The following is a 12,602-nucleotide window of genomic DNA, read 5'->3' as shown; positions in this document are numbered from 1 at the left end:
GACGGCCCGGCCGGGCCGCCCCCCGGCTCATCGGCGCTGGTGGAGAGTGAGATCGACGACCAGGGCGCGGTGATCGGTACCGGTGATGCGCGGGAACGTCGCCTCGTTCGCCGAGAAGTCCTCGGAGACGAGGACATGGTCGATCTGCGCGCCGAGCGTCGGGGTGGTCCGCGCGGGCCAGCTCGGGGTGCGGGGGTCTCCGGCGAGACGGGCGCTGTCGCGCAGGCCGGCATCGAGGACGCGGCGGAACGCGGCGTGGTCCTGGGAGGCGTTGAAGTCCCCGGCCATGATGGTCGGACCGCTGCCGTGGGCGGCGTAGTCACGCAGCTCGCCGAGCTCGCGCCGCCAGACGCCGAGCTGTCCGGGGAGCGGGGGCATGGGGTGCGCGAGCTGCAGCCGTACGTCGTGCCCGCGCACGTCGGCGACGGCTCCGGGCATGCCCATCGTCCCGCGCACGCCCTCGCCCCCGGTGAGCGGGAACCGGCTCATGATGACGGACCCGTCGGATCCGGCCCCCTCGACGGCCTCCCGGTACGGATAGACCCCGTCACTCCCGCCGAAGGCGTCCCGCAAGGCCCGCGAACACCCGTACTCGCACTCCTCCACGAACAGGATGTCGGGCTTCTCCCGTCGCACCACCGGAATCAGCGCGCCGGTCCCCCGCCCGAACTCCACGTTCGAGGTCATCACCCGCAGTTCGGCCACCGGAGTCCCACTGGGCTCGCTGGACTTCCCGTACGGCTCGACGAACCACGCGACGACCCCCAGCGACAGCACCGCCCACACCATCCCGACCCGCCACCGCGCGAGCAGCGCGAGCAGCAGCCCGAGCCCGGTGGGTGCCAGCAGCCACGGCAGAAACGCCAGCAACTGCGGCACGGGCGTGATCCCGTCACTGTCGGCCGCCCGGCAGCCGATGACCACGCTCACCCCGGCCAGCAACAACCCCGCCGCCCAGGCCTCGACCACGCGCCCGGTCCGCCGCCCCCCGACCGGTCTCTCCGAGCCCGTCCACTCGGCCGCCGCAGTGTCCAAGTCCCGGCCTTCCGCTCGTCCGTGGTGGGTGCCCGAATCCTCCCTCAAAGACGGGGTGGCGCGGCGGAGGGTTGCTCTCCGGAGGCCGCCGGGGTCGGCCCCGGGTCGCGGCGGGATCGGTCTCGGAGCCGTGACTGGGTCAGTTTCGAGCCGCCGCGGGCTCAGCTCCGAGCGGTGGCGGGACCGGTCTTCGACCGGGTCAGTTTTCGAGCCGCGCCAGGAAGGCCGCCAGCACCTCGTTGAACTCCTCCGCCCGCTCCAGGTTCGGCATGTGGGCCGCCGAATCGATCACGTGGAGCGTGGAGTCGGGGAGCGCCGTGTGCATCGCCCGGGCGTCGGAGACCGGGGTGTACTCGTCGTCGGCGCCCACGACGACCAGGGCCGGGACGGTGACCCGGGTCAGCAGTCCGCGGTAGTCGGGGCGTTCGGCCCGGCCCCGCAGGGCGGCCGCCGCTCCCTCGGGGGGTGTCGAGGTCATCATGCGGTGCACGTGGGCCGCGACCCGCGCGTCCGCGTACGGTGCGACCATCTTGTGCAGCACCTCGTCGGCGTACCCGCGCATTCCCTCGCGCAGGAGACGGTCCGCCATCTCGTTCCGTGTCTTCTTGCCCTCGGGCGTCTCGGCCGCCGGGAAGGTGTCGGCGAGTACCAGCCCGCGGATCCGTTCCGGAAACTGCCGGTAGCACTCCATGGCGATCTGGCCGCCCATGGAGAGCCCGGCCACGACGAACTCCGTCACCCCCAGTTCGTCCAGCAGCGCCGCGATGTCCTCGGCGAAGGTGGAGAGCGGAGTCACCCCGGGGGTCACGGGAGACGCGCCGTAACCGCGCAGGTCCGGGGCGATCACGCGGCGCCCCGCCGAGAACGCGGCGATCTGCGGGGCCCACATGGTGTGGTCGAAGGGGTGGCCGTGGATCAGGACGAGGGACGGCGCCGTCGAGTCGGCGCCCCCCTGGTCCTCGTACGCGAGGAGAGGTGCCATGACAACGACCCTAGGCTCGCCCAACTCCTCGGTGCAATAAGATCTTTGCCCTCGGTGCAATCCTGCTCCGGGGAGCGGAACAGGGGGTTGACGTGGTGGAGGACTACCGACGGATCGCCGACAGGATCGCCGACGAGATCGCCGCCGGGCGGCTCAGGCCCGGTGAACGGCTGCCCCCGCAGCGGGTGTTCGCACGACGGCGCGGGATCGCCGGATCGACGGCCGGGCGGGTGTACGGCGAGCTGGTACGGCGCGGACTGGTGGTCGGCGAGGTCGGGCGCGGCACGTTCGTCCGGGCCGCGCCGCCCGCCTCGGGCCACGCACTCGCCGAACCGGCGACCACATCGCCGATCAACCTGGAGCTCAACTACCCCTCCGCACCGGGCCAGTCGGAGCTCCTCGCCCCGGCCCTGGCCCCGCTGCTGCGCCCCGACGTCCTCACGGAGTCCCTGCGCACCGCTCCCGCCACCGGCACGGCCGCCGCCCGCGAGGCTGCCGCCGCGCTCCTCGCCACCCCGGGCTGGCGTCCCGCCCCGTCCCGGCTGGCCTTCGCGGGCAACGCCCGCCAGGCCATCGCGGCCGCGCTCGCCTCCCTCGTCCGGCCCGGCGGCCGCGTCGGTATCGAGTCCTTGACGTATCCCCTGGTCAAGGAGATCGCGACGCGCCTGGGCATCACCCTCGTCCCGCTGCCCATGGACGCGGAGGGGCTCCGCCCGGAGGCGGTCGCGGCCGCCCACCGCTCGACGCCGCTCTCCGCCGTGTACGTCCAGCCGACCCTGCACAATCCCACCTCGGTGACGATGGGGGATCGGCGCAGGCGTCAACTGGCCTCCGTGGTGACGGACTTGGATCTTCCCGTCGTCGAGGACCGCATCTGGTCCTTCCTCCACGAGGGGCCCCTCGATCCCCTCGGCGCGTACGCCTCCGAGCGCACGTACGTCGTCGACGGCCTTTCCAAGCGCGTGGCGCCGGGCCTGACGGTGGGTTTCCTCGTCGCCCCGGAGGGGCGGGTGGAGCAGGTGGCGGCGGCCCTGCGCTCCGGCGTGTGGACCGCGAGCCGGTTCGCGCTGGAGGCGGCGGTGCGCTGGATCGCCAACGGCACGGTGGAACACCTGGTCCGCGCCAAGCGAGCGGATGCGGCGAGCCGTCAGGCGCTCGTCGCCGAACACCTCGCCGGCTTCTCCCTACGGACCGACCCGCACGCGTATTACGCCTGGTGGGAGCTGCCGTACAGCTGGCGGGCTGACGCCTTCACGGCGGCGGCAGCGGACCGGGGGATAGCGATCACCCCGGGTTCGGCTTTCTCCGTCGGGGGCGTCGGCCCGCACGTGCGTGGTGCCGCTCCCCAGGGGACGGGCACCACCCCTGGCGGTACGCACGCCCACGGCCATGACGCCCGGCGAGCCACTTCACCGCAGGACTGCGTCAGGCTCGGACTCGCGTCGACGGCTCATCAGGAGCTTGCGAGGGCCCTGCGGACGCTCGCCGGTATCGCGCGTACGCACCCGTGAGCACGGCGCCCAGGGCCACCGCGAGGCCCAGCGCCAGCAGCCCCCAGGCGACGAGCCGCAGGGTTTCCGTGAGCGCGTCGTACACCGCTCCCGCGGCCGTCCGCGACACGTCGGGCGGCAGATCGGCGAGGGTGAGCCGGCGTCCCAGGGCGATCCCGGCGCCGAGCAGCGCGGCGCCCAGCGCGGTGCCGAGCCCGGTCGCGAACACCGCCCGGCGGCGGCACACCGCCAGAACGATGCCGGCGAGGGAGAAGACGACCGCGGCGACCGGCAGCCAGATGCCGGCGACTTCGAGCACGTGGAACCCCTTCCGGAGCTGGTCCAGATCCTCGGCTTCGAGCACCGTGATCTCGGTGTGCTCGACGGGGATCCGGCTCGCCAACGGCATGTGGTCGTCGGCGAGTTGGCGCTTCACCTGCTCGGTGATCGGCGCGAGATCGACGGTCACCGCCCCCTCGCGGTCCTCGCGCAGTGCCCGCATCACGGCTTCGTGCGCGGCCATGTTCGCGGCCTGCCACGCCGTGCGGTACGCCTCGGTCTCGGTGAACGAGCGCACCGCATCCCGCACGAAGTGGTTCACCGGCCCCTGCAGCCGCGGCCGTACATGGACCTCGCGCAGGATCCCGTCCGTGACGCCGGCCGCGATCGCGTCGCGTACGTCGGTGTCGGCGGCGAGCGGCGCCATCGTGGCCTCGTACCGCACGGGGTCGCCGAGCCCGTACATCGCCCAGGTCGACAGCGCGCCGAGCGGCGCGAGCAGGCAAGCGAGCACGATCAGCACGGCCGACAGAGCGCTCCGGAGACCTTGGGACACTCCACCAGGCAAGGCGTCCCGACCGCCCCGCGCGAGCGGCTCGACTGCAAATGGGCGCATAGGGCAAGCCGAACGGGGCCCGCGGGTCACTCACCCGGACCCCGCCCGCAGCTCGGCCGCCGCGAGGCCCGACACCCCGGTCATCACGGGCCGGGAGGCTCTCCGGTGGAGCGTTCACCCGAACGGGTGTTTCCTGGATCTGGGGAGAAGGAGGCCGACAGGCGCACCACTCCGGCCCTCCGGGCGCGGGCGCGACCCGAAGTGACAACTCCAACGGGAACGACTCGTCCGGGAACGGCGACCCCTGTGACGACCCCCGCCGGAGCTCCTCCGGCTCGGGAATCTGGAGCCTCGGCGTATCCGGCTCGTCCGGCTGGGACCTGAACGGCTCCTCCTCGGACTCCTCGGACTCCTGGGACTGGGTCCCAGGTGGCAGTAGGTGAGTGAGGGAGACGCACGAGGCCCCGGCGGCCTGCCGGGGCCTCGTGCGCCATGCGCCTAGGGCCTGTCGTCACATTCCCGTCGTCGCCCGAAGGGCGGCCCCGCGGCGTCTGGTGCGTGGTCTCGGCGTGCCGGGCGGAAGTCCTCGTACTGGACGTACTTGGGCTTTCGCCCGGTGCGGCGAGAGTGCGTGCCAGGCGTCGCGGGGCAGACGGGAATGTGACGACAGGCCCTGGCGCCGCGCGGCGCTAGCGCGGATCTGGGTGCCCCTCCGCGTCCTCGTGCGTGTAGTAGCGGTAGAAGGCCAGCACGAACACGCCCGCCGCGACGGCCAGTGCCATGAACGTGGACCGCAGGACGCTCGAGCCGGTCTGGCTGTACATGAACCCGAACGTGATGCCCGCGAACGCGCTCCACAGCACCGCGTGCAGTTCGCGCTTCAGCAGGGGCGCCACCAAACGGACGCCGATGTACAGAGCCGCGAACGCGATGGCGCTCACGAAGCCGAACAGGACGTTCCAGCCCGTGATCGGGCCACCGTCGCGGTTGATGCCCGCGGTCCAGTAGCCGTAGACGAGCCCGCCGACGACGGGGATCGCCCACCTGGCGATGGCGTGGGTGCGCTCGTCGAAGACATCGGGTGTGCTGGGTGTGGGTATCCGTGGTGGCTTCGGTACGGGTGCCGCATGAGCCATGGGAGCACTCCTCTCTCCTCGCCCCCGCCTTCCAGGGCACACCCCGCCAGGACGCCTGGCAAGTCGGGATGCGGCGCCTTTGCCCGCGTGTTTCGCTGAGTCCCATGAAGCTCGTTCTCTTCGGCGCCACCGGCATGGTCGGGACTCGTATCGCCACGGAGGCGGTGGCGCGCGGACACCAGGTCATCGCGGTGAGCCGGTCCGGGCAGTCCCCGATCCCCGGGGTCACGGCGACGGCGGCGGACGCCTCCGACCCGGCGAAGGTGGCCGGGCTGGCGGCGGGCGCGGACGCGGTGGCCTCCGCGTGCGTGCCGCCGAGAGACGGTTCGGAACCGCGCGAGCCCTTCCTGGCCCTCAACAAAGCGCTGGTCGAGGGCGTACGGCAGGCCGGAGTGCGGCGGCTCATGATCGTCGGAGGTGCGGGCACCCTGGAGAGCGCGCCCGGCCAGGCGCTGGTCGACCAGCCCGGCTTCCCCGAGGCCTATCTCTTGGAGGCCCTGGCCCACCGCGACGTCCTCGCCTTCTACCGCGCCCTCGACGACGGGGACCTCGACTGGACCTATGTCTCGCCCGCCGCCGAGATCCGCCCCGGTGAACGTACGGGCACGTTCCGTATTGGCGGTGACCGGATACTCACCGACGAGCACGGCAACAGCCGGATCAGCGCCGAGGACTACGCGATCGCCTTCGTCGACGAACTGGAGAAGGACGCCCACTCGCGCGCCCGGATGTCGGTCGCGTACTGATACCGGTCGCGGCGACGTGCGTCGTGGGCTGACAAGGACGAGAACGAGGTGGTACGGCGAGGTGGGCGGCCGGAGATCCGTACGCGACCAGCCGCCGCATGTGCGGCGGGCGGACGCTGCCCAGCGGCAGAAACTGCTGCGGGTGCGCGGCCGCAGTGTCGCGTGGCTGCCACCGCTGCTGCTGCTCGTCGTCATCGCGGTGCTCGACTGGAACACCTCGGGCGAGTTCCGGATCATCTCCTGGATCGTGCTGGTGCCCGGTGTCGCAGCGGCGATCTGCGGGGTGTGGGGCACGGCGGTGCTCGCTGTGCTCTCGCTGGCCGCCTACTTCATCGTGGACGCGTCCTGGCCGCACCAGTACCAGACAGGCCTTCCCGACTTCATCCTCGTCGCCGTCGGCGGCGTCCTCGCCGTCCTCGCCTGCGCTGTCCGGGTCCGCGGCGAGCAGCGCATGCTGCACATGCGGGACGTCGCCGAGACCACCCGGCGCACCGTGCTGCGCCCGCTGGCGCCGGGCTGGGGCGACCTGGACCACGCGGCCGTGTACCTCTCCGCCGACAGCGAGGCCCGCGTCGGCGGGGACTTCTACGACATCCAACCGGGCCTGCACGGCACCCGTGTCCTGCTCGGCGACGTCCAGGGCAAGGGGCTCGCGGCGGTGGAGGCGGCGGCCGCGCTGCTCGGCACGTTCCGTGAGGCGGCGTACCACGAACCCCTCCTGCACACGGTCGCCGACCGACTGGAGATCCGGATGCAGCGGCACGTCCGCTACACCGCCGCGCTCGGCCGGGGCGACAGCGACCGCTTCGCCACCGCGATGCTGATCGGCTTTCCGAAAGCGACCCCGGAGGCCCCGGACACCATCGAGGTGGTCAACTTCGGCCATGAGCCGCCGCTCGTGGTCGCCCCCGACGGCGTACGGTCGCTGCCGCCCGGCGACGGGCTGCCGCTCGGGCTCTGCGAGTTGACGCACGGCCTGCCGCCCGTTCTCAGCGTCGCGCTGGACCGCGGCGAGACGCTGCTGCTGGTCACCGACGGCGTGACGGAGGCCCGGGACGCGGGCGGCGTCTTCTTCCCGCTCCACGAGATCGTCGCCAAGGCCGTGGCGCAGGACCCGCGCACCGCCGACCCGCACGTGCTCGTGCGCTTCGTCCGCGACGGCACGCTGCGGCACAGCGGGGACCACTTGGCGGACGACACGACGATTTTCGCCGTACGACGCCCTTAGGGGCCCGGCACAGCCGGTCATCGGCGGGCGCTTCCCACTCCTGCTCCGGCGGGCGTTTGCACTCCTGCCGTCCCCCCTTTGCAGGCGCAGCGGTTACGGTGCTGCCGTACGTGATCGATGGGGGAGGGAACCTATGCCCGGAACCGTGCTGCTCCTCGCGGCCTCGCCGGTGGGCAAGGGGTGTCTGGTGGACGCGGCGTCCGTACTCCCCGTGCTGGCGGCGGTGTCGCCGGCGGTGCTGTCGGGCACCGACACCGCGAGCGTCGTGGAACTGGCCGACCCGCTGGAGCCGCAGGCGGTCCTCACCCGGCTGCGCGCGGCGGCGACGGCCCCCGGCCCGCTGACGGTGTTCGTGACCGGCCAGCTCCAGCTGGACCGCCGCCAGCACCTGCCCCACCTGGCCCTTGCCCGCACCACCCCGGCGACGGTCCGCTACACCGCCTTTCCCTGGCACTGGATCACCGAGGAGCTCCGCCTGCGCCCACCGGGCACGACCACCCTCTTCGTCGACCTGCACGCCGACGCGGAGAGCTGGGACCACCTCGTCGCCCGGCCGCTCACCGCCGGCCCGGCCGCCGCGCTCTACGGCCGGGTCGCGCCGCCTCCGCCGCGCCGCACGGTGGCGTCACCGACGTACATGCGAGCCGTCGCCACGATTCTCCGCAGCGGCTACCGTCCGCCGCTGCCGCAGCTGCACCAGCAGGCGCTGACACGGGTGTCGGTCGAGGGCGCGCGTACGGACATGGTGCTGGCGCCGGGGGCGCCCATGGCGGAGGCCCCGCCTGTGGCTGCCCCGCTGGTGGTGGCACCCCCGGTGGTGCCACCACCGCCCCTCCCGGCGCAGCCGCCCGCGCCCCCTGCGGACCCGCACGAGACCATCTCCGCCGCCGTCCAGGCGGGCCGGCACGATGAGGCCGAGGCGCTGGCCGGGCAGCGGGAGCAGGAGGCGCTGCGCACGTACGGTCCCGCCTCCGAGACGGTGCTGCACTGGATGGAGGTCCGGGCGGACCTGGCGATGTTCGCGGGGGACGCCGAGCGCAGTTGCCGTACCTGGCTGGCGATCGCGGGCGCCCGCCTGAACGCGGGGCAGGCCCCCGAATCCCCGGCCGTGGAGGCGGCCGTGGACCGGGCCCACCACCAGTGGGGCCGTATCGAGGACACGACGCGGGCCCGTGAACTCGGGCCGATGCTGGCCGACGTGAGGCTGCACGTGCCCGGGCGCAGGCAGGGTGCGCTGGACCATGTCCAGCAGCAGCTGCGCCGGCTGGAGCTCCAGACGCAGGCCTGAGGGTCAGGCCGGCGACAGCGAGGCGAGCGCTCCCGAGACCAGGGTCCGTACGCCCGGCGCGACCGTCGACAGGTCGGGGGCGAAGTGCGGACTGTGGTTGCTGGGCACCGCCGCGAGCCTCTCCATGATGTCGCCGCCACCGGGAGCCGCGTTCCACACGTCGGCCGGAGTGCTCGTCACGAACCAGTAGGAGTACGGCAGTCCACCCTCCGCGAGCCGGGGAAAGTCCTCGCTGCCCATCGCCGGACCGGGGTCGAGGATCGTCCCGGCGCCGAAGACCTCGCCGTGCACGGCGGCGACCCGGCGGTCGGTGTCGGGGTCGTTGACGGTCATCGGGAAGCTGCTGCCGACGGTGATGTCGGGCTCGCGCGGGCAACCGGCCGCCAGGCACTCGCCGGCCGCGATACGCCGGATCGCCGCGATCATCCGCTCGCGCACCTCCACCGACTGCGTACGGAGGTTGAGGGCGAGGTGGGCCTCGGACGGAATGATGTTGTGCCGGGTGCCCGCCTCGATCCTGCCCACGGTCAGCACCGCCGACTCGCGCGCCGCGACCTCCCGGCTGACGACCGTCTGCAGCCGGGTCACGAGGTAGGCCGCCGTCACCACGGGGTCGACGGTCGCCTCGGGCCGCGAACCGTGCCCGCCCCGCCCGTGCACCACGATGTCGATGTCGGTGGAGGCGGACATGATCAGGCCGGGCGAATGTGCGTACAGTCCCGCCGGGCCGGGCGCCGCGTGCTGGGCGAGCAGCACGTCCGGGCGCGGGAAGCGCTCGTACAGCCCGTCCGCGAGCATCCGTGCCGCGCCCTCCCCCGTCTCCTCGGCGGGCTGCCCGACCAGGACCAGCGTGCCGGACCAGGTGTCGCGCCCTGCCGCGAGCGCGTCGGCGGCGCCGGTCATCCAGGTGACGTGCAGGTCATGACCGCAGGCGTGCATGACTCCGGGGGTCTGGGAGGCGTACGACAGCCCGGTCTCCTCGGTGACGGGCAACGCGTCCATGTCGGCGCGCAGGAGCACGGTCGGCCCGTCCCCGTTCCGCAGCACCCCCACGACTCCCGTACCGCCCACGCCGTCGGCGGTCGCGTACCCGGCCTTCCGCAGCCGCTCCGCGAACGCGGCCGCCGTGCGGTGTTCGCGCAGCGACAGCTCAGGATGCCGGTGCAGATCCCGGTAGAAGTCCTCCAGGTCGGGGACCGGGAGGTCGGCGGTGATATCCAGCGCGGTGCGGGCGGCGGGTGACGTCACGGGGTCAGGGTATGCGGGGGAGAGCCGGAAGCGGCCGTCGGCGGAGGGGGGTTCCACCGACGGCCGCCGGCGCGGAGATCGCGCCCCGCGGGCGGATGGGCAGCTTGCCGAGCACGCGACCGGTGACCCGGTACGAGGGGGCGCTCAGGGGGTGGCTGCGGACCCGCCGACGTACTGGGCCTGCAGGGCGGGCTGCGGCTCCGCCGCCCTCGCCGGGCCCGCGTTCGCCGCCGTGACCAGTGCGGCCACGGCGATCACGGCCGCACCGAACCCTCGGAAGTAGCGCGCGTAAATACGTCGGAGCACAGCGACCTCGCAACAACAGCGGCGTATTAAGCATGCTTAACCTGTCGCTTAACGTAGAGGCTTCCGGCGCCAAAGGGCAAGAGGAACAAGGGGAGTTGGACATTGGTCAAGAGTCCACTGAATGTAAGTCGGCTTAATGGCATGCTTAATCCATGGCGGAGCGCGACGGCCCGGAGATCATCGGGCGCAGGGTGCAACAGCTGCGTACAGAACGCGGTTTGACACAGAAGCAGTTGGCGGAACCCGCGTATACGCCCGCGTACATCTCCACGCTGGAGGCGGGGCGGGTGCGGGCCTCAGAACCCGCCCTGCGGCACATCGCCGAGCGGCTCGGGGTCGCGTACGACGAGCTCGCCACCGGGCGGCCCGCCCACCTCGCCACCGACCTGCGGCTGCGGCTGACCGACGCGCAGCGCACGCTCGCCACCGGGGAGGCCGAGGTCGCGGCGGAGCAGTACGCCGGGCTGCTCGCGGAGGCGGAGGCGCACGGGCTGGTCGCCGAGCAGGCCGCCGCGCTGCTGGGGCTCGGCGAATGCGCCCTGGAGACCGGCGATCTGGCCACGGCGCGCGAGCGATTCGAGGAGTCCGAGCGCAGGATGGGGGACGCGCCGCTGCCGCAGCGCGTGCCCGCCGTGCGCGGAAGCGCCGTCTCCCACTATCTCGCCGGTGAACTCCGTTACGCCTGCTACCTGTTCGAGTCCACGCTCGACGAGCTCAATCGGACGGGACTGCACGACCCGGACGCGCTGCTGCTGCTCTACACCGGGGTCATCGCGCCCTACATGGACATGGGCGCGCACGCCCGGGCCGCCCAGGCGGCCGAGTTCGCGCTGGCCCTCGCGCCCCAGGTCGGCAACCCCGCGCTGGTGGCCCGGATGCACCGCTCGGTGGCCCGGACGATGATCGCCGAGGGGCGGATCGCCGAGGCCGACGTGTCCCTGGCCAAGGCCGCCGAGCTCTACCGCCAGCTCCAGATCCGCACGGAACTCGCCAACTGTCATTGGATGCGCGGGTACTTGTACGTCCAGAACGGTGAACTGGAGCGTGCCGAGGACGAGTTGCGTGAGGCGCAGGCCATGCTCTCCGCCAAGCGCGCCGCCCTCTACACCAGCCAGGTCGCCGTGGAGCTGGCGGACGTGCTGCACCGGCGCGGGAAGTCCGAGGAAGCCGCCGCGTTGCTGCACGAGGTGCTCGGGGACCTCAGCTCCGAGCGCGGGGCCGTGCACTCGGCCGGGGCGCACCGCCTCCTCGGGATCATCGCGGAGGACGCCCGGGACACGGAGGCGGCCGAGGAGCACTACGTGCGCGCGATGAGCCTGCTGGAGCGGGCCGGGGCGGCCGGGGACCTGGCCGACCTGTGCCGGCTGCTCGGGGATCTGCTGCGGCGTACCGGCCGGGTCGAGGCGGCGCTGGACGCCTACCGCACCGGACTCGGACACCGCACCGCGCCCGGCACCACGACCCTCGGCCCGGCTCCGGCACAGCCGCCGCTCTAGGGGGCTTCTGATGGATCTCCGCGGCGTCGCGACGCCCGGCACGCACTCTCGCCGCACCGGACAAAAGCCCTAGTAGCTCCTCCCCCACGCTCGGCTTCGCTCGCGCGGGGGGACCCCCATCGAGGACTTCCGCCCGGCACGCCGAGAGCACGCACCGAACGCCGCTCCTTCTTCCACGGAGATCCATCAGAAACCCCCTAGGACCCGTCCGGCGCCGGGACGGAAGGGCTGAACCTCGGCTCGCGTCCGAGGAAGGCCACGAGGCGCTCCACGGCGGGCGCGTTCTCGTCCACGGGGACGATCTCGCCGAAGGGCATGTTCTCGCCCCGGTACTGCGGGGGAAGCGTGGCCTGCGCCCGGGTCAGGGCTTCGGCCGCCTCCTCCTCGGTGAAGGGGGCCGGCCTGCCGGTGGCGACCGCCAGGTCCCAGCCGTGGGTCATGTACTCCATGAGCGTCATGTTGAACACCGTCTCGGCGGGCAACGTGCGGCTGCCGGTGACGGCGACCTCGCGATCGAAGCCGTACCGCTCCCAGCCTGCGACGAGACCGCCGGCCGCGGCGCGGAACTCGGCGGCCGGATCGGCGCCGCACCTGTGCCGGCCGGGATCACCGTCGTACGACCGGTCGTGACAGCCGGACTCGAACAGCAGGAGCCAGCCGACGAGGTGGTCGACCAGGGCCTCGACGTCGTAGTCGGGGCACGGGGTCGGCAGGCTCAGCTGGTCCGCGCCCACGCCCTCGACGAGGTCGCCGGTCTTGGTCAGGACGCCCGCGAGCAGATCGACTCTTTCCATGGGGCAACGGTAGGAGCA

The 12,602-nt window shown here is 72.9% G+C and carries 12 protein-coding genes; 5 read left to right on the top strand and 7 right to left on the bottom strand.

Translation table 11 applies throughout. The annotated features are described in order from the left end of the window. Window positions 1–27: 27 nt before the first annotated feature. Window positions 28–1,035, bottom strand: a complete 1,008-nt coding sequence (locus tag IEY95_RS17885; protein ID WP_189187033.1) for an endonuclease/exonuclease/phosphatase family protein — start codon at window positions 1,033–1,035, stop codon at window positions 28–30. Between the two features lie 199 nt (window positions 1,036–1,234). Continuing rightward, window positions 1,235–2,017 (bottom strand): alpha/beta fold hydrolase, encoded by a 783-nt coding sequence (locus IEY95_RS17880; protein ID WP_189187032.1) that lies wholly within the window; start codon window positions 2,015–2,017, stop codon window positions 1,235–1,237. A 95-nt stretch (window positions 2,018–2,112) separates the two neighbouring features. On the opposite strand from IEY95_RS17880, the gene IEY95_RS17875 reads away from it, so the two are divergent. Then, window positions 2,113–3,528, top strand: a complete 1,416-nt coding sequence (locus IEY95_RS17875) for an aminotransferase-like domain-containing protein (protein ID WP_189187357.1) — start codon at window positions 2,113–2,115, stop codon at window positions 3,526–3,528. On the opposite strand, the gene IEY95_RS17870 is transcribed toward IEY95_RS17875, so the two are convergent. Both IEY95_RS17870 and IEY95_RS17865 read right to left on the bottom strand, forming a co-directional pair. Then, a complete protein-coding gene (locus IEY95_RS17870) occupies window positions 3,443–4,342 on the bottom strand; it encodes a hypothetical protein (RefSeq protein WP_189187031.1) in 900 nt (299 codons plus the stop codon). The genes IEY95_RS17875 and IEY95_RS17870 overlap by 86 nt on opposite strands. A gap of 689 nt (window positions 4,343–5,031) precedes the next feature. Beyond that, entirely contained in the window at window positions 5,032–5,478 is a 447-nt protein-coding gene (locus tag IEY95_RS17865; RefSeq protein ID WP_189187030.1) for a hypothetical protein, read from the bottom strand. 104 nt (window positions 5,479–5,582) lie between these two features. Here IEY95_RS17865 and IEY95_RS17860 point away from each other — a divergent pair, with 104 nt between their 5' ends. The 3 genes from IEY95_RS17860 (at window position 5,583) to IEY95_RS17850 (ending at window position 8,740) form a co-directional block, all read left to right on the top strand. After that, on the top strand, window positions 5,583–6,224 hold the full coding sequence (locus tag IEY95_RS17860; RefSeq protein WP_189187029.1) for an NAD(P)-dependent oxidoreductase: 642 nt from the start codon (window positions 5,583–5,585) through the stop codon (window positions 6,222–6,224). 61 nt (window positions 6,225–6,285) lie between these two features. Then, the gene (locus IEY95_RS17855; protein ID WP_189187028.1) at window positions 6,286–7,452 is read left to right on the top strand and encodes a PP2C family protein-serine/threonine phosphatase; all 1,167 of its coding nucleotides are present in this window, start codon (window positions 6,286–6,288) and stop codon (window positions 7,450–7,452) included. Between the two features lie 133 nt (window positions 7,453–7,585). After that, window positions 7,586–8,740 (top strand): hypothetical protein, encoded by a 1,155-nt coding sequence (locus tag IEY95_RS17850; RefSeq protein ID WP_189187027.1) that lies wholly within the window; start codon window positions 7,586–7,588, stop codon window positions 8,738–8,740. 3 nt (window positions 8,741–8,743) lie between these two features. Here IEY95_RS17850 and IEY95_RS17845 read toward each other — a convergent pair whose 3' ends face one another. Together IEY95_RS17845 and IEY95_RS17840 are read right to left on the bottom strand one after the other, a co-directional pair. Continuing rightward, complete coding sequence (locus IEY95_RS17845; protein ID WP_189187026.1) at window positions 8,744–9,988, bottom strand: amidohydrolase; 1,245 nt, start codon at window positions 9,986–9,988, stop codon at window positions 8,744–8,746. Window positions 9,989–10,132: 144 nt separating this feature from the next. After that, a complete protein-coding gene (locus tag IEY95_RS17840; protein WP_189187025.1) occupies window positions 10,133–10,294 on the bottom strand; it encodes a hypothetical protein in 162 nt (53 codons plus the stop codon). Between the two features lie 152 nt (window positions 10,295–10,446). Between IEY95_RS17840 and IEY95_RS17835 the strand changes: the two genes are divergently transcribed. After that, a complete protein-coding gene (locus IEY95_RS17835) occupies window positions 10,447–11,790 on the top strand; it encodes a helix-turn-helix domain-containing protein (protein ID WP_189187024.1) in 1,344 nt (447 codons plus the stop codon). A 197-nt stretch (window positions 11,791–11,987) separates the two neighbouring features. Here the strand turns inward: IEY95_RS17835 and IEY95_RS17830 are convergent, their stop codons facing one another. Beyond that, on the bottom strand, window positions 11,988–12,584 hold the full coding sequence (locus IEY95_RS17830) for a TIGR03086 family metal-binding protein (RefSeq protein ID WP_189187023.1): 597 nt from the start codon (window positions 12,582–12,584) through the stop codon (window positions 11,988–11,990). Window positions 12,585–12,602: the final 18 nt, after the last annotated feature.

Origin of the sequence: Streptomyces albiflavescens (assembly GCF_014645835.1) — a bacterium.
Lineage (GTDB): Bacteria > Actinomycetota > Actinomycetes > Streptomycetales > Streptomycetaceae > Streptomyces > Streptomyces albiflavescens.
This window is presented reverse-complemented; position numbering and strand designations above follow the sequence as displayed.

What these genes read in the sequence shown, in the direction of transcription:
- IEY95_RS17880 (WP_189187032.1), bottom strand. Translation starts at nt 2,017, where the DNA reads ATGGCACCTCTCCTCGCGTACGAGGACCAGGGGGGCGCCGACTCGACG.
- IEY95_RS17865 (WP_189187030.1), bottom strand. Translation starts at nt 5,478, where the DNA reads ATGGCTCATGCGGCACCCGTACCGAAGCCACCACGGATACCCACACCC.
- IEY95_RS17860 (WP_189187029.1), top strand. Translation starts at nt 5,583, where the DNA reads ATGAAGCTCGTTCTCTTCGGCGCCACCGGCATGGTCGGGACTCGTATC.
- IEY95_RS17850 (WP_189187027.1), top strand. Translation starts at nt 7,586, where the DNA reads ATGCCCGGAACCGTGCTGCTCCTCGCGGCCTCGCCGGTGGGCAAGGGG.
- IEY95_RS17835 (WP_189187024.1), top strand. Translation starts at nt 10,447, where the DNA reads ATGGCGGAGCGCGACGGCCCGGAGATCATCGGGCGCAGGGTGCAACAG.
- IEY95_RS17830 (WP_189187023.1), bottom strand. Translation starts at nt 12,584, where the DNA reads ATGGAAAGAGTCGATCTGCTCGCGGGCGTCCTGACCAAGACCGGCGAC.